This is a genomic window from Microbacterium sp. 22215 (assembly GCF_052045655.1).
Classification (GTDB): Bacteria; Actinomycetota; Actinomycetes; order Actinomycetales; family Microbacteriaceae; genus Microbacterium; species Microbacterium phyllosphaerae.
In genome coordinates, this window is the sequence record NZ_JBQEPC010000010.1 from 134,481 (window position 1) to 150,770 (window position 16,290).

The window sequence follows — 16,290 nt, forward strand, 5'->3', positions numbered from 1 at the left end:
GTGAATGGAGAGCGTCCCATACCCCCAGGGTAGGTGGACGCGGGGGCGGTCCCGCTTCCGCCACGCCCGTGAGAGAGGGAGCCGATGACCACGAAGACCACGTCCCTCGACCGAGCCGCAGATCTGAGAGCGGAACCGGGAGTCATCGAGCGGCTCCGCGCCGACGAGACCACTCGGGTGATCGCCGTCCGTGACGGGCGCGTGCGCATCGCCGGCGGTGACCTCGACACTGCCTCGTTGCTCAGGGTGCCCGCGTCCGAGATCGCCGAGGCCGTCTGGGCACTGCTGGGGCGCGACGCCGAGGGCACGCCGATCCTCCTCGCGGTGCTGCCGCCGGAGGGCGACACCGTCGACACGTCTCCGGACGAGACCTGGCTCGGCCTTCGCGACCTCGGAGCGCGATTGGGCGCGGATGACACCGAGCTCCTCATCGAGGCCCTCGCACTGGGGGGATGGCTGCGCGACGCCCCGTTCTGTCCCACCTGCGGAGGAGCGACCGAGCTTCGTCAGGCCGGATGGTCGCGGCACTGCCTCGTCTGCGGCCGCGAGCACTTCCCGCGCACCGACCCCGCCGTGATCGTCGCGGTCGAGAGCTCCGACGGCGAGAGGCTGCTGCTCGGCGCCAACGCGAACTGGGGCGGCCGGATGTACTCGTGCTTCGCCGGGTTCACCGAGGCGGGGGAGTCGCTGGAGTCCACCGTGCACCGTGAGCTCGAGGAGGAGTCCGGCGTCCGCCTCGCATCCCTCCGATACGTGTCGTCGCAGCCGTGGCCCTTCCCTCGGTCGCTGATGCTCGGCTTCCGTGCGGTGGCTGTGGACGATCACGAACTGCGCCCGGACGGTGAGGAGATCATCGACGTGCGGTGGTTCACTCGCGACGAGATCGGCTCCGCCCTCGCCGGAGACGGACCCGTCGGACTGCCTGGCCCGGCATCGATCGCCCGCGCCCTCATCGTGTCGTGGTTCGAGGAGCGTGCGTGAGCGCGCTCGAGGCACTCGACGATCGACAGCGGGAGGCGGCATCGGTGCTCCGAGGCCCCGTGGCCGTTCTTGCCGGTGCCGGAACCGGAAAGACCCGGGTGATCACCCACCGCATCGCCCACGGCGTGGACACCGGCGCCTACTCGCCGTCGCGCGTGATGGCGGTGACCTTCACGGCCAAGGCTGCGGGTGAGCTCAGGGGACGACTGCGCGCGCTCGGTGTCGAAGGCGTCGCCGCCCGCACGTTCCACGCTGCGGCGCTCGCGCAGCTGAACTTCTTCTGGCCGACACTCGCCGGCTCGCCGGCGCCCTCGATCATCGACAACAAGGTGCGGGTGCTCGGTCAGGCCGCCGACGCGATGCGGCTGCGGCCGAGCACGGCCACTCTGCGTGACATCGCCTCCGAGATCGAGTGGCGCAAGGTGTCGATGCTCTCGATCGAGCAGCATGCGGCACTCGGGCGTTCGATGAGCGGCATCGATGCGTCGCAGTTCGCCGAACTCCAGCAGCGGTACGAGGCGCTGAAGGACGAGAGACGCCAGCTCGATTTCGAAGACGTCCTGCTGGCCTGTGCGGGGATGCTCGAGGCCGAGCCGCGAGTCGCGGCGTCTGTCCACGAGCAGTACCGGCACTTCACTGTCGACGAGTACCAGGACGTCTCCCCGCTGCAGAACCGGCTGCTGGAGCTGTGGCTCGGCGATCGCCGTGACATCTGCGTCGTCGGCGATGCGAGCCAGACGATCTACTCGTTCGCCGGTGCGGAGCAGCGATTCCTGCTCGAGTTCGAACGCCGGCACGCGGATGCCACGGTGGTGCGCCTCGAGACCAACTATCGGTCGCAGGCTCCGATCCTCGACGCGGCCAACGCGCTGATGAAGGGCCGGCCGGGCGCACTCGAACTGGTGCCTGCTCGCGAGACCTTCAACGCCGATTCGCCGACCGTCACCGCCTACGACACCGAGCGCGACGAGGCGGAGGGCATCGCGGCCTCGGTGTCGGCGCGGATCGAGGCCGGAGCCTCGCCGGCCGACATCGCCCTGCTGTACCGGGCCCACGCGCAGTCGGCCGTCCTGCAGCAGGCGCTCGCCGCAGAGGGGATCGCGACATCCGTGCTGGGCGGAACCCGCTTCTTCGCGATGCCGGAGGTGCGGCAGGCAATCCTCGCGCTGCGGGCCGCCGCCGTGGCCCCCACGGAGCACGGCTTCCTCCCCGGCGTTCAGCGGGTGCTTCGCGAGCTCGGTCTCACCGATGATCCGCCGCAGGCCGGCGGAGCGCAGCGCGACGGCTGGGAAGCGCGACGGGCGATCCTCCGGCTGGCGGAGGAAGCCGGTCCGGACGAGAACCTCCGCACCTTCAGCGACGCGCTCATGGCCCGGGCCAAGGATCAGCACGAGCCGACGATGCGAACCGTCACGCTGTCGACGCTGCACGCGGCGAAAGGCCTCGAGTGGCCGCATGTGTACCTCGCCGGTTGGGCGGAGGGGGCACTGCCGATCTCGTATGCCACCGGCTTCGAGGCGATCGACGAGGAACGGCGGCTCGCATACGTCGGCGTCACGCGCGCCGCGCGTACGCTGTCTCTGTCGTGGTCGCGCTCAGCGGGACGAGGGGAGCGGGCGCCGTCGCGGTTCCTGGCAGAGATAGGAACGACTGCTCGCGGCACCGGCATTCTGCGTGAAACGTCAGTGAACGCCACACGCGCCGGCCATCGCCGCTGACCTCGACAGAGGACCCGAGCGAGGCCGTCGTCATGAGCAGGCGCGCCACGAGAGTCGCCGCTTCGGCGATCCGTGCGATGCTGATCGGCCCCGACCTGCGTCCGATGAGCTGCGCGTGCATCCTCGGCCAGGCCGAGTCGCGGTCGCGCTCGTGCTCGTCACGACAGGTCAGACAGGGCGTGTCGCCGGGCACGATCAGAGGCCCGATCGTCGTCCGGCCGCTCTCCAGCGAGACCGGCAGATGGGCGGTGTCCTCGCGCAGGTAGCGCGCGAACTGCAGTGCCGCGGCGGCACCCTCGACGAGGACGACACCGATGTCGCCGGGGTTCTCTCTCGCGCCGGCGGCGATGCCCTCCTCGACGAGGGCCTCGCGCATCCGGTACTCGCAGCGTCCGTCGAGCACGTCGATGCTCTCGACCCACGCCGCGCGCGCTGCCTCGGCGTCATCGACGAGCAGGGGCTCGAGGCGGGCGAGGAGCGCCCGCGCGTCGGCGCGAGGCGCACCCGCAGCGTGGGCGATCACATCGAATGCCGAGCGCCGGAAACCTGCCGCCATCCGGGCGACCACCCGCTCCACCCATGGCTCCGACGCGGGGATGCGCAGGGTGCCCTCGATGCCGATCTGCAGGGTCTCTCCGTCGCGCCAGAGCAGCGGCACGGACGGGTCCAGGCGGGTGGTGGTCTGGGGAGTCAGAGGCGACATCCCTCGATTCTGCGGACTCCGCAGCTCCGGATGGAGCCGTCCGCCGCATCCGTGGAGAAGTCGTCGTGCGTTCTGCCCGTCGAGGTCGAGTCCTCGGCGAGCGGAACGCCGCCCATCACACCGGGCGGTCGCCCCCGGTGCCCTCGCCGTCGTCCTCCTCGGCGTCGTCGCTCGTCGAGACATCACCGGTCGGACTCGGCTGCTCTCCCGAGAAGTCGTCGCCGTCCAGAAGCCGTGCGAGGGCCTCGTCGAACTCGTCGGCGACGGGCTGCTCGCCACGGGCCGTCGCCTGCAGCCTTGCGACGAGCTTGGAAGGGTCGTCGATGTCGTCCGAGGTCGGCATGAGGTCGGGGTAGTCCCAGAGGGCGTCGCGTCCGGCGATCCCCACGGCATCCGTGACCGCCTGCCACATGGCCGAGGCCTCGCGCAGTCGACGCGGCCGCAGCTTCAGGCCGACGAGCGCGCCGAGGGCGTCTTCGGCCGGTCCTCCCACCGCGCGGCGTCGGCGCGCGGCCTCGGCGATCCTCGCGCCGTCGGGAAGTCGGGACGTCGCCTGCGCGGTGACGACGTCGACCCAGCCGTCGATCGTCGCGACGAGGTTCTCGAGTCTCGCCAGGGACTCGCGCTGAGCCTCGGTCTGGGTGGGAAGCAGTGCTCCGCCCTCGATCGCCGCGCGGAGTTCTTCGGGGTTCGACGGGTCGAGGCGGCTCGCGACGTCTTCGAGGGCGTCGACATCCACTGTGACGCCGCGGGCGAAGTCCGTGATCTGCGCCATCACGTGCAGGTGCAGCCACTTGGCGTGGCGGTACAGGCGCGCGTATGCGAGTTCGCGTGTCGCCAGATAGAGCGTGATCTGGTCTTCCGGGATCTCGAGTCCGTCGCCGAACGCCGTCAGGTTCTGCGGGATGACGGCAGCGGTTCCCGCCGGCAGCACGGGGATGCCGACGTCGCCTCCCGACACGACCTCGAGCGAGAGGTTGCCGAGCACCTGTCCGAACTGGGCGGCGAACACCGATCCGCCGAGCCCGCGCATGAGCTTGCCCGCTCCCTGCACCACCTCGCGCATGTCTTCCGGCACCTGCGTGTCGAGGGCACTGGTGAGAGCGTCGGCGATGCTCGTCGAGACGGGGCCGGCGATCTCCTTCCACACCGGGAGGGTCGCTTCGACCCACTCGCCTCGGGTCATCGCCTTGGGCGCCTCGGCGAGTTCGGAGATCGTCGTGGCCTCGCCGAGCCAGAGGTCGGCGAGCGCGAACGAGTCGACGAGCGAACCCCGGGAGCCGTCGGTGATGCCGAGCCCGTCGCGGTTCGCGATGTGCAGGGCCTGGCGCAACGCGTTCTCCCATGCATCGCCGCCGAACGCGCCCTGGAGCTGCGACATGATCGTCTGCATCATCGCCGGGTCGATCTGGATCCCGTCCATCCCCGCGAAGGCGTTCTGCAGCGCCTCGGGGTCGATGTCTCCGCCGCCTTGGCCGGACATCATTCGTCGGAGGAACTCCTGGAAGTCCTCGGGGGTCGGTTCGTTGTCTGACATGTCGCTCGCCTCTCAGCACGCCTAAAGCCGTGGCATCTACGCTAGTCACAGGATCGGCCGCGAGACCCCGACGCGGGCAGATCGCTGTACGCCGCCCGCGAACGACGGAGGAACACTGTGGATCGAACACGGTCTGTGAAGCTCGGACTCGGTGTCTGGGCACTGATCGTCGCGTTGATCGCGCTCGTCGTGCTGACCTTCCTGCCCACCCCGTACGTGATCCAGCGGCCGGGCCCCGTGTACGACACCCTCGGCACCGCCGCGGGTGCCGACGGCGAACAGATCCCGCTCATCCAGGTCGAGGGCGCTGAGACGTTCGAGACCGCGGGCACGCTCGACCTCACGACCGTCCAGGTGGTCGGCAACCGCGAGCGCACGCCGAGCTGGTTCGAGCTGGCTCTCGCGTGGATGGATCCCTCTCGCGCCGTCGTCCCCCTCGACTCCGTGTTCCCCGAAGGCGTCACCACAGAACAGCGCGACGAGCGCAACGCGACGATGATGGTCGACTCGCAGCACGAGGCGACGGCAGCGGCATTGAACGAACTCGGCTACGACACGGGCGCCGAGGTCGCCGTGGTCGACGTGGTCGAGGATGCGCCCGCGACGGGCATCCTCCAGGCCGACGACGTCATCACCGCGATCGACGGCACGGCGGTGACCTCGGCGAAACAGCTGCGGCAGGCCATCCAGGATGCCGGGGGAGACCCCGTCGAGCTCACGGTGGATCGTGGAGGCGACGAGAAGGTCGTCGAGGTGACGCCCGAGAAGCAGGTCGACGGCGACGTGACCACCTGGCTGATCGGTGTCACCCTGCGCACGGACTACGACTTCGAGGTCGACGTCACACTCCAGCTCGACAACGTCGGCGGTCCGAGCGCGGGGATGATGTTCGCACTGGGCATCATCGACACGCTGACCGAGGGCGAGCTCAACGGCGGCGAGAACGTGGCCGGTACCGGGACGATCGAGGCCGACGGCACGGTCGGGCCCATCGGCGGCATCCGTCAGAAGCTCTACGGCGCGCGGGATGCGGGGGCGGACTGGTTCCTCGCACCCAGCTCGAACTGCGACGAGGTCACCGGGCACGTGCCCGACGGGCTGACCGTGATCAGCACCTCGACTCTCGAAGAATCCCTCGACGCGCTCGAAGTGATCGCGAACGGCGGCGACGTCGACTCGCTCCCGACATGCGACGTCGTGACCTCCCCGTGATCGGTATGACAGCCGCAGCACAGTAAGGCGTGCCTAGGATGGGACGGTGACCTCGACTTCTGCACCGAACCCGGCCACTCCCCGAACCTCGCGACGAATCTTCGGCATCTCCTTGGCGATCATCGCCGCATTGATCGCCGCATTCTTCGTCTTCGCGTCGCTGTACACCGAATTCCTCTGGTTCGACCAGGTGGGCTTCGCGGGAGTGCTCACCACCCAATGGTTCGCCACGGCGGTGATGTTCGTCGTCGGGTTCCTCGGCATGGCCGTCCCTCTGTTCGTGGCCATCCAGCTCGCGTACCGTCTGCGGCCCGTCTACGTGCGACTCAGCTCGCAGCTCGACCGGTACCAGGAGGTCATCGAGCCGCTGCGTCGACTCGCGATGTGGGGCATGCCGATCTTCTTCGGCCTGTTCGCCGGCTTCTCGGCGGCGAGCCAGTGGAAGACCGTGTGGCTCTGGGCCAACGGCGTCGCCACTGACGCGACCGACCCGCAGTTCGGCATGGACACGGGCTTCTACATGTTCGCCATGCCGTTCTACTCGATCCTTCTCGCGTTCGTGTCGGCGGTGCTCCTGCTCACCCTCATCGTGACGGCGCTCGTGTCGTACCTCTACGGCTCCGTCCGGATCGGACAGGGCGAGCTGCGCATCTCGAAGCCCGCTCGCATCCAGCTCGCGATCATCGCGGGCCTCTACCTTCTGGTGCAGGCCGCCAGCCTCTGGCTCGACCGGTACAAGACGCTCGTCGCCCAGGACGACCGGATCGTCGGCCCCGCGTACACGGGCGTCAATGCGACCATCCCCGGGCTTGCGATCCTCACGATCATCGCCGCGATCGTCGCAGTCCTCTTCTTCGTCACGGCCGTCATCGGCCGCTGGCGCTTCCCGCTCGCGGCGACTGCGCTGCTGATCGTCGCCTCGCTCGTCGTCGGCGTCGGCTTCCCCTGGGCTGTCACCACCTTCCAGGTGCGCCCGAACCAGAACGCCTATCAGGCCGAGTTCTACCAGCGGAACATCGACGGAACGAAGGAGGCGTACGGGGTTGCCGACCTCGAGACGACTCCCTTCGAGGCCGAGACCGACGCCGAGGCCGGTCAGCTGCGTGAGGACGCCGAGACGACGGCATCCATCCGCATCGTCGACCCGAACGTGATCAGCCCGGCCGTGCGCCAGCTCGAGCAGTACCGCGGGTACTACCAGTTCCAAGAGAAGCTCGACGTCGACCGCTACGAGATCGACGGCGAGATGCAGGACACCGTGGTCTCGGTCCGCGACCTCGACATGAACGGCGTCGACGTCACGAACTGGAACAACCGCGCCGCGGTCTACACCCACGGCTACGGGCTCGTGGCCGCTGCCGGCAACCAGCGCACGAGCGACGGCGAGCCGGTGTTCCTCGAGCGGGGGATCCCCTCCTCCGGGTTCCTCACCGACCAGGAGAACTTCGAGCCGCGCGTGTACTTCGGTGAGAACTCTCCCGAGTACTCGATCGTCGGTGCACCTGACGGAACCGATCCCGTCGAGATCGACTACCCGCGAGGCAAGGACGGCGCGAGCGAGACCAAGACGACCTTCGAGGGCGACGGTGGGCCGAAGATCGGCAGCACCTTCACGAAGCTGCTGTACGCGCTGAAGTTCCAGTCGGAGCAGATCCTGTTCTCGAACCTCGTCAACGACGACTCGCAGATCCTGTACGACCGCGATCCCAAGACGCGCGTGCAGAAGGTCGCCCCGTACCTCGAGCTCGACAGCGACCCGTACCCGAGCGTCGTGGACGGCAAGATCGTCTGGATCATCGACGGGTACACCACGAGCGCGACCTATCCCTACTCGACGAACGTGAGCCTGTCGGATGCGATCGCCGACTCGAACCTCCCGTCGCCGACGCTCGCGATCGACGAGATCAACTACATCCGCAACTCGGTCAAGGCCACGGTCGACGCCTACGACGGTTCGGTCACCCTCTACGCGTGGGACGACCAGGATCCGGTGCTGCAGACGTGGCAGAACATCTACCCGTCGACGCTCAAGTCGGTCAGCGACATGTCGGCCGACCTGATGAGCCACGTGCGCTACCCGACCGATCTCTTCAAGGTCCAGCGCGACATCCTCGGCACGTATCACATCGACACCGCGGGCTCGTTCGCGCAGCAGGACAACCGCTGGCAGACGCCGAACGACCCTCGGAGCGACTCGGTCCTGCAGCCGCCGTACTACCTGACGATGCAGATGCCCGGCCAGGAGTCGCCGCGGTTCTCGATGTTCTCCACGTTCATCCCGTCTGCGCAGGGCGGCAGCAACCGTGATGTCCTGATGGGGTACCTCGCCGTCGACTCGGATGCCGGTTCGAAAGCCGGCGTGAAGGCCGAGGGCTACGGACAACTGCGGATGCTCGAGATCGACACCGACACGACGGTGCCCGGCCCCGGGCAGGTGCAGAACACCTACAACTCGGACACGGCCGTGGTGCCGCAGCTCAACCTGCTGCAGCAGGGAGAGTCGGAGGTCCTGTACGGCAACCTGCTGACGCTGCCGGTCGGTGGCGGTCTGCTCTATGTGCAGCCGGTCTATGTGCAGTCGTCCGAGGGCACGAAGCTGCCCCGTCTGCAGAAGGTCCTCGTGGCCTTCGGCGACAAGGTCGCGTTCGAGGACACACTGACCGCGGCGCTCGACACCCTGTTCGGCGGCGACGCCGGCGCTACGGGTGGAGACGACGAGGTCGAACCGACCCCCGATCCCGATACCGGAGAGGTGCCGACCGAGCCGACCACGCCGACCGACGCGCAGGCTGAGGCGCTCGCCGCGGCGCAGCAGGCACTCACCGACCGTGAGGCCGCTCTCAAGTCGGGCGACCTGACCAAGTTCGCCGAGGCCGACAAGCGTCTCACGGATGCGGTCAACACCCTCCTCGAGCTGGAGAGCTCGTCGGGGGAGTGAGTCCGCACTGACGACAGCCGAATGGGCGCCCCGGACGGGGCGCCCATTCGCGTTCCGGGGCTCCACGACCTGACCATGCACGCTCGTGGTATCGACGCAACCCCCGCGCCTTCGTCTCGTCCCGGGGCTACCGTCGGGACTCTGGAGACGATCCCTCGTCTTCCGTACGGAGGAGCAGTCCGATGGGCACCGTCACTCGCATCGTGGTCGACGACGAGGAGTTCGTGCTCACGGCGGACCAGGACCTCGTCGACCTCATGGGCCGGATCGAGAAGGCCGCCCGCACGCGACCTACGTTCGTCGCATTCTCGGCCTCGGTGGGGATGATGAGCGTGCTCGTCTGCTCGGGTACGCGGGTGAAGGTCACCGTCGAACCGCAACAGGACCGGGATGACTTGCCTCTGGTGCCCGCGGATCCGTCTCTCGAGTGGGACTACTGATCCGTCGCCCCGTCGGATCGCACGATTCCGAGTCCGCGCCGGCAAAGCGAAAGGCCCTCTGACCTGGATTTCTCCGAGTCAGAGGGCCTTTCTTTTGTTGCGGGGACAGGATTTGAACCTGCGACCTCCGGGTTATGAGCCCGGCGAGCTACCGAACTGCTCCACCCCGCGGCACGAGTTATAGCCTAACACGGGAATCGGGAGTGCGCGAATCGAGGCCGCGATCGACGCGATGAGCGAGGATGGAGCCATGTCAGAGACCCCTGCCGGGCCCGTCGGAGTTCCCGTCGCCGTATGCCAGTTCTCGCCGACCGCGTCCCGTGCCGAGAACCGGGAGACCATCGCGCGCCTCGCAGCCGAGGCTGTGGGCAGGGGAGCCCGGCTGATCGTCTTCCCCGAGTACTCGAGCTACTTCGTCGACCCGATGGACGCGAGCCTGGCCGACAACGCCGAGGGCCTCGACGGTGATTTCGTGTCGACCCTGACCGCCCTGGCCGCCGACTACGGAGTCGTCATCGTGGCCGGTCTCGTCGAGCGCGCCTCGGACGCCGCCCATGTGCGCAACACGGTCGTGGCCGTGCGAGGGGACGGCATCCTCGCCGTCTACCGCAAGCAGCACCTGTACGACGCGTTCGGCCAGACCGAGTCCGAGTGGATCGAGGCGGGGGAGACCGGCACCGCCGCGACCTTCGAGATCGCCGGCATCCGGTTCGGTCTGATGACCTGCTACGACCTGCGGTTCCCCGAGGTGTCGCGCACCCTGATCGATGCCGGCGCCGATGCCCTCGTGGTGCCGGCCGAATGGGTGCGTGGCCCGCTCAAGGAGCAGCACTGGACGACGCTGCTCGCGGCACGGGCGATCGAGAACACCGCGTACGTGATCGGTGCCGACCACCCGACGCCGATCGGTGTCGGTCATTCGCAGATCGTCGATCCCCAGGGAGTGGTTCTCGCAGGGGTGGGAACGGCGGAGGGCATCGCGGTCGCCGCGGTCGAGCGTGCCGTGATCGACCGTGTGCGCGCCGTCAACCCGTCGCTGCGGGTTCGGCGCTACGCCGTGGTTCCTCGCTGAGCGGACGGGGGCTGCCGGCTCAGAAGCTCGATTCCAGTCGCGAGGCGGCCTCTTCGAGCACCGACACCCGCTTGCACGCGGCGAAGCGCACGAGTCCCGCATAGTCACCGCGTCGGGTCTCCGAGACGAAGGCCGTCAACGGGATCGCCACGACGCCGGCGCGCTCAGGCAGCTCGCGGCAGAACTGTGCCGCATCCGCTCCGCCGAGGGGCGAGGCATCGGCGACCGTGAAGTATCCGCCCCGGGGTGCGAACACGGTGAACCCCGCGGTGCGGAGACCGGCCGCCAGGAGCTCGTGCTTGGCCGCCAGGGTCGCCGCGGCCTCGGTGAAGAACTCGTCGCTCAGCCGAAGCCCCGCGGCCACAGCCGGCTGGAACGGCGAGCCGTTCACGTACGTGAGGTACTGCTTCACCGTGAGCACGGCGGTGATGAGTTCGGCGGGTCCATGCACCCAACCGATCTTCCAGCCTGTGGTCGAGAACGTCTTGCCCGCCGACGAGATGGTCAGTGTGCGAGCGCCGGCACCGGGCAGAGTGGCGATCGGAGTGTGGGGTGCGTGGAAGGAGAGGTGCTCGTACACCTCATCCGTCACGATGATGGCGTCGTGCAGTTCCGCCAGACGGACCACTTCGGCGAGGACGGCGCGATCGAACACGGCGCCGGTCGGGTTGTGCGGGTCGTTGACGAGGATGATCCGCGTGCGATCCGTGACGGCGGCGGCGAGCCGGTCGAGATCGGGTTGGAAGTCGGGCGCGCGCAGCGGAACGGTGCGCAGCCGAGCCCCGGCGAGCGCGACCGCTGCGGCGTAGGAGTCGTAGTAGGGCTCGAAGACGACGACCTCGTCGTCCGGGCCGTCGATCAGAGCGAGAAGCGTCGAGGTGAGCGCCTCGGTCGCACCGGCCGTCACGATGAGCTCGCGCTCCGGATCGACATCGAGCCCGTAGAACCGGCGCTGATGCTCGCTGATCGCCGCGAGCAGATCGGGGATGCCGCGGCCGGGCGGGTACTGATTGGCGCCGTGAGCGATCGCATCGCGTGCGGCTTCGAGCACCTCGGCAGGGCCGTCCTCATCAGGGAATCCCTGGCCGAGATTGATCGCTCCGGTTCGGGCCGCTGCGGCCGACATCTCTGCGAAGATGGTGGGCGCGACGGTTCCGTCGGATGCGAGCAGACCGGCTCCCGCTGCCGTGCGCCGCCAGGCGCCGGGGATGACACTCATGAAGAACAGGCTAAGGCCATAGCGGAAACTCAACTTCGCCATACGAAACGCACAGATACAGGGGCCACTCTGAGAGAGCGTCGTTGAAGGAGCACATCATGAACGAAGACAACAACCAGGACCACTCGGCACCCGCGTCGAACGACGCGGTGCCGTCCACCGAGGCAGCAGAGGTCGTCGACCGTTCGACGACGGATGCCGCCGCTGAGACCCCCGGCACGGCCGCCGGCCAGGGTCAGGGCCATGAGGTCCCCTCGACGTTCGCGTCGTCGCCCGTCGTCGCCCCGGCGGCGCCCCAGATTCCCACCCCCACGTTCGAAGCACCTGCGGCCCATGTGTCGCCGGCCGCCCAGACGGTGCCGCAGCCCTACTTCGGTGCCCCGGGACAGCAGGTCCCCTCGCACCCGGGTGCTCCCACGGCCACAGCCCCGGGGGCTGCGTTCGGCATCCACACCGCAGCCCAGACGGGTCAGCCGGTCGACGGTGCCACGAAGGTCAAGCAGCAGAAGCCCCGAGCCGGCGTGAAGTTCGCCGCGATCGTGGTCGCCGCGGCCCTCGTCGGCGGTGTCGCCGGCTTCGGCGGCGGCGCGATCCTCAACGGGATCTCGAACCAGAACTCGACCGGGGTCGCCCAAGGTCCCGAGACAGTGACCGTCAACAACCCCGGCTCGGTGAACGAGACGACCGCGGTCGCGACCGCCGCACTGCCCTCTGTGGTCACGATCGAGGTCGCGGGTTCCGATCAGGCGGGCAGCGGCTCGGGCGTGATCATCAGCGACGACGGCTATGTGCTGACCAACACGCACGTCGTCACCCTCGGCGGAGCCGTCGCAGACCCGACCATCAGGGTCACGACCTCGGACGGCCGCATCTTCACGGCGACCGTCGTGGGCACCGACCCGATCTACGACCTCGCGGTCATCAAGCTCGAGGGCGCGAAAGACCTGACGCCGATCGACTTCGCAGACTCGTCGAAGCTCAACGTCGGCGACACCGCCGTGGCGCTCGGCGCTCCGCTCGGACTCTCGAACTCCGTGACGACCGGAATCGTCAGCGCGCTCAACCGCAGCATCCAGATCGCGTCGTCCGCTCTGCCCGACTCGTCGTCCGAGGACGCCCCGCAGGACGAGCAGACGCCCGATCAGGGTGACGGACAGGGTCCGTTCCAGTTCGACCTGCCCGGCAACACGTCGCAGCAGAGCTCGGAATCGATCTCGATCGCCGTCATCCAGACGGATGCCGCGATCAACCACGGCAACTCGGGTGGCGCGCTCGTCAACAGCAAGGGGCAGCTGATCGGCATCAACGTGGCGATCGCCAGCTCGGGAAGCTCAGAGGAGTCCGGGTCGATCGGGATCGGGTTCGCGATCCCGGCGAACATCGCTCAGCGGGTGTCCGAGGAGATCATCGCCGACGGCGCCGCGAGCCACGGTCTGCTGGGAGCGTCGGTGCAGGATGCGGCGTCGGTCAAGGACGCCGAGGTCTCGGGCGCATACATCGCCGACGTCACCGACGGCGGTGCAGCGGCTGCCGGCGGACTGAAGGCCGACGACATCGTCACCGCCTTCAACGGTGTGCCGATCACCAACGCCAGCGACCTCACCGCGCAGGTGCGTGCGGCCGCGGCCGGCAGTGACGCGAAGGTCACCTACATCCGCGGTGGCAAGGAGTACGAGATCGACGTGACGCTGGGTGAGCTCGCCGGCTGACCCCGCGCTCCCCGCGCACCGACAAGGACGCCACCCCGCGATAGGCTCGCGGGGTGGCGTCCTTCTCCTTCGGCTCCGGCAATGCGGCCAAGCTGCTCCGGATCCCGCTCTATCTCGCCGGACGCGTCGGCACACTTCTCGTCCCGCGCGGCTCGCGCTGGGTCTTCGGCTGCGGTGCAGGGGTCGGTGATGGAGCGCTCGCCCTCCAACGCCTCGCCGCGGCGGAGGGGCACGACACGCTCTGGCTGACCTCGTCGGATCGTGAGGACCGCGATGCGGCGGCGCTCGGTCTTCGCGCAGTGCGCAAGGGCGGTCTGCGTGGCTGGTGGGCGACGGCCAGGGCCCGGGTCATCGTGGTGACGCATGGCCTCGGAGACGTGAACCGGTACGCGATCCCCGGCGGTTTCGTCGTGCAGCTGTGGCACGGCATCCCGCTGAAGCGCATCGGTCTCGATTCACCGGCGACGACGCAGGTTCCGGCCCTTCCCGGCGCACCTCTGCTCCGGCGTCTGATCGGCATCCTCTATCGTCGGGCCGCCCGGCAGATCCGGGTGCTGCCCGCCGCCTCGCACCGCTCGCGGGGCCGTCTCGAATCCGCGTTCGCGCTCGGCGACGGGCGAGTCGTGGTCACGGGGGAGCCCCGCGTCGACGTGCTGTCGGTCGGCGAGCCCGACGAGCGGCGAGCCACGGCATCCGCGCTCCTCGGCCGCGCTGTGGGAGACATTCCCGCCACGACACGGACGATCCTGTACGCCCCGACCTGGCGCGACGGTGCGATCGATCCGGCTGTGCCCGATGCCGAGCAGTGGATCGAGATCATCCGACTCCTCGAACAGCGCGACGCCGTTCTGCTCGTCCGGTCGCATCCGCTCGGCGAGGGCGGATACGCACCGCCGCTGCCGAGCAGACGGGTGCGGATGCTGAGTGCGAGCGTCGTCGCGGACGTGACCCCTGTGCTCCCGGCGGTGGATGTCCTGATCACCGACTACTCGTCGCTCGCGTACGACGTGGGACTCCTGCGCATGCCCGTGCTGTATCTGGCTCCCGACGCCGACGAGTACGCACGCACCAGGGGTTTCTACGGCCGCTTCCGTGACGTCGCGGGAGATGACGCCGCCGAGGGGTGGGGTGACCTGCTCCCGCAGCTGTCGGAGCTTCTGGGCGATGACGGCGTGTCCGCCGCGAGGTCGCAGCGTTCCGCTACGCTCAGCGCGGAGATGCACGCGTTCCGTGACGGACGCAACACCCGGCGCGTGTACGAGACAATCCGTGCGCGAGGCATCCCCGCGCCGAAGGGAGCAGTATGACCACGGCCCGGATCGATGAGGCGGCAGAGACGCTGATCATCGCAGGGGCCGGTCAGCGTCCCGCCACGGCGGAGCTGGTCGGACCTCGCGCGCGCGTCGCCGCTCGGATCACGGGCGGGGGCAAGACCTGGAAGACGACCTTCCCGCTGCGCGCATCGCGCTGGGGCGGGGCGGAGCTTCCGCTGCCGACGGGAGACTACGACATCCGCGTCTCCGGCGTGGAGCTGGACGAACTCGAGATCACTCCCCAGGTGCTGACAGGGGTCCGCATCGCCGTCGAGGGGAACATCGCTCGTATCGCGGCACCCGTCGACCCCGCCTACGAGACGTCCGAAGGGCAGTCGACCCTCGAGGGCCGCTATGTCGCTCACCCGGGCGGCACCGAGAACGCGGTCTTCTTCGAGAGCTTCTACGGGCGCAGCGTCGGCTGCAATCCGCAGGCGATCGACCGTGCGCTGTCGGCGCAGGCTCCGGACGTCGTGCGCTACTGGAGCGTCGTCGACCTCTCCGTCGCGGTGCCCGATGGGGCCATCGCGGTCGTCGAGGGGAGCCCCGAGTGGTGGCGCGCTCGGGCGGCTGCGCGGCTGCTCGTCGTGAACGACTGGCTGCGGCGACGCTTCGCGCGCAAGCCCGGCCAGAAGGTCCTGCAGACGTGGCACGGCACGCCCCTCAAGCGTCTCGCCCTGCATCGCCCCGGGTTCGACCCCCGCCGGATGGCGGCGGTCGTGAAGGAGTCACGTCGCTGGGACGTGCTGCTCGCGCAGAACACCTACTCGGAGCGCATTCTGCGCAAGGCATATGCTTTCTTCGGCCGTCCGATCTGGGTCGAGGGCTATCCTCGCGACGACGCGCTGGTCACCGGCGACGCCGCCGCGATCCGTGCCGCACTCGGCATCGCCGACGATGAGCGCGTGCTGCTGTACGCACCCACCTGGCGGGACGACCGCAGCGAGATGGTCGACTTCGTCGATCCTGAGGCGCTGGCGGGTCAGACCGACTCGGTCGTGCTCGTGCGAGGCCACTCCCGCACGATCCACACCGACCGTGACCGCTCCGGAGCACGCGTGATCGACGTCACCGGGTACCCCGAGACGTCGCAGCTGCTGCTCGCCGCAGATGCCCTGATCACCGACTACTCGTCGGTCATGTTCGACTTCAGCGTCACCGGCAAGCCCATGTACTTCCTCGTCCCCGATCTCGAGCACTATCGGGGAGCGCTCCGAGGGTTCTACTTCGACCTCGAAGCCCGTGCGCCCGGCCCGCTCGTGCATTCGCAGGGCGAACTCGTCTCCGCGCTCGCCGACGACACGCACGAGAAGGTCTATGCGGAGCGCTACACGGCGTGGCGTGCGCAGTTCAACTCCAGGGACGACGGCCACGCGGCAGAGCGGGTCGTCGCGCGCATCCTCGATCAGGGGTACGTGACCCGCTGAGCCGACCGGCGCCCCCTCACG

Annotated in this window: 11 protein-coding genes and 1 tRNA gene; 9 read left to right on the plus strand and 3 right to left on the minus strand. The window is 68.9% G+C overall.

The window, feature by feature from the left end; all coding sequences use genetic code 11:
* Positions 1-84 precede the first annotated feature (84 nt).
* Positions 85-981 carry an NAD(+) diphosphatase gene (gene nudC, locus ACTJKH_RS15550; protein WP_440737646.1) on the plus strand — a complete coding sequence of 299 codons (897 nt, stop codon included), beginning with the start codon at positions 85-87 and terminating at the stop codon, positions 979-981.
* On the plus strand, positions 978-2,699 hold the full coding sequence (locus tag ACTJKH_RS15555; protein ID WP_440737647.1) for an ATP-dependent helicase: 1,722 nt from the start codon (positions 978-980) through the stop codon (positions 2,697-2,699). Before nudC ends, ACTJKH_RS15555 begins: the two co-directional genes overlap by 4 nt.
* 818 nt (positions 2,700-3,517) lie before the next feature.
* On the opposite strand, the gene ACTJKH_RS15560 is transcribed toward ACTJKH_RS15555, so the two are convergent.
* Positions 3,518-4,939, minus strand: a complete 1,422-nt coding sequence (locus tag ACTJKH_RS15560) for a zinc-dependent metalloprotease (protein WP_440737648.1) — start codon at positions 4,937-4,939, stop codon at positions 3,518-3,520.
* 117 nt (positions 4,940-5,056) lie between these two features.
* Here ACTJKH_RS15560 and ACTJKH_RS15565 point away from each other — a divergent pair, with 117 nt between their 5' ends.
* From ACTJKH_RS15565 to ACTJKH_RS15575, 3 genes are all read left to right on the plus strand, one after another.
* On the plus strand, positions 5,057-6,151 hold the full coding sequence (locus ACTJKH_RS15565; protein WP_440737649.1) for a YlbL family protein: 1,095 nt from the start codon (positions 5,057-5,059) through the stop codon (positions 6,149-6,151).
* Positions 6,152-6,197: 46 nt separating this feature from the next.
* On the plus strand, positions 6,198-9,089 hold the full coding sequence (locus tag ACTJKH_RS15570) for a UPF0182 family membrane protein (protein ID WP_440737650.1): 2,892 nt from the start codon (positions 6,198-6,200) through the stop codon (positions 9,087-9,089).
* Between the two features lie 182 nt (positions 9,090-9,271).
* Positions 9,272-9,529 (plus strand): hypothetical protein, encoded by a 258-nt coding sequence (locus tag ACTJKH_RS15575; protein ID WP_210097509.1) that lies wholly within the window; start codon positions 9,272-9,274, stop codon positions 9,527-9,529.
* Positions 9,530-9,626: 97 nt separating this feature from the next.
* On the opposite strand, the gene ACTJKH_RS15580 is transcribed toward ACTJKH_RS15575, so the two are convergent.
* Positions 9,627-9,700, minus strand: a tRNA-Met gene (locus tag ACTJKH_RS15580).
* A 79-nt stretch (positions 9,701-9,779) separates the two neighbouring features.
* Here ACTJKH_RS15580 and ACTJKH_RS15585 point away from each other — a divergent pair.
* Complete coding sequence (locus ACTJKH_RS15585) at positions 9,780-10,601, plus strand: carbon-nitrogen hydrolase family protein (RefSeq protein ID WP_440737651.1); 822 nt, start codon at positions 9,780-9,782, stop codon at positions 10,599-10,601.
* A gap of 19 nt (positions 10,602-10,620) precedes the next feature.
* Here ACTJKH_RS15585 and ACTJKH_RS15590 read toward each other — a convergent pair whose 3' ends face one another.
* Entirely contained in the window at positions 10,621-11,820 is a 1,200-nt protein-coding gene (locus ACTJKH_RS15590) for an aminotransferase class I/II-fold pyridoxal phosphate-dependent enzyme (protein ID WP_440737652.1), read from the minus strand.
* A 98-nt stretch (positions 11,821-11,918) separates the two neighbouring features.
* On the opposite strand from ACTJKH_RS15590, the gene ACTJKH_RS15595 reads away from it, so the two are divergent.
* Genes ACTJKH_RS15595 through ACTJKH_RS15605 form a run of 3 tightly spaced genes read left to right on the plus strand, consistent with a single transcriptional unit; the run spans position 11,919 to position 16,269 of the window.
* Positions 11,919-13,529, plus strand: coding sequence for a S1C family serine protease (locus ACTJKH_RS15595; RefSeq protein WP_440737653.1), 1,611 nt, complete (start codon positions 11,919-11,921; stop codon positions 13,527-13,529).
* A 53-nt stretch (positions 13,530-13,582) separates the two neighbouring features.
* The gene (locus tag ACTJKH_RS15600) at positions 13,583-14,836 is read left to right on the plus strand and encodes a CDP-glycerol glycerophosphotransferase family protein (protein ID WP_440737654.1); all 1,254 of its coding nucleotides are present in this window, start codon (positions 13,583-13,585) and stop codon (positions 14,834-14,836) included.
* On the plus strand, positions 14,833-16,269 hold the full coding sequence (locus ACTJKH_RS15605) for a CDP-glycerol glycerophosphotransferase family protein (RefSeq protein ID WP_440737655.1): 1,437 nt from the start codon (positions 14,833-14,835) through the stop codon (positions 16,267-16,269). Before ACTJKH_RS15600 ends, ACTJKH_RS15605 begins: the two co-directional genes overlap by 4 nt.
* Positions 16,270-16,290: the final 21 nt, after the last annotated feature.

Bases quoted from the DNA above. Each gene is read 5' to 3' on its own strand.
- ACTJKH_RS15605 (WP_440737655.1), top strand. From the start codon at position 14,833: ATGACCACGGCCCGGATCGATGAGGCGGCAGAGACGCTGATCATCGCA.
- ACTJKH_RS15560 (WP_440737648.1), bottom strand. From the start codon at position 4,939: ATGTCAGACAACGAACCGACCCCCGAGGACTTCCAGGAGTTCCTCCGA.
- nudC (WP_440737646.1), top strand. From the start codon at position 85: ATGACCACGAAGACCACGTCCCTCGACCGAGCCGCAGATCTGAGAGCG.
- ACTJKH_RS15575 (WP_210097509.1), top strand. From the start codon at position 9,272: ATGGGCACCGTCACTCGCATCGTGGTCGACGACGAGGAGTTCGTGCTC.
- ACTJKH_RS15585 (WP_440737651.1), top strand. From the start codon at position 9,780: ATGTCAGAGACCCCTGCCGGGCCCGTCGGAGTTCCCGTCGCCGTATGC.
- ACTJKH_RS15595 (WP_440737653.1), top strand. From the start codon at position 11,919: ATGAACGAAGACAACAACCAGGACCACTCGGCACCCGCGTCGAACGAC.
- ACTJKH_RS15590 (WP_440737652.1), bottom strand. From the start codon at position 11,820: ATGAGTGTCATCCCCGGCGCCTGGCGGCGCACGGCAGCGGGAGCCGGT.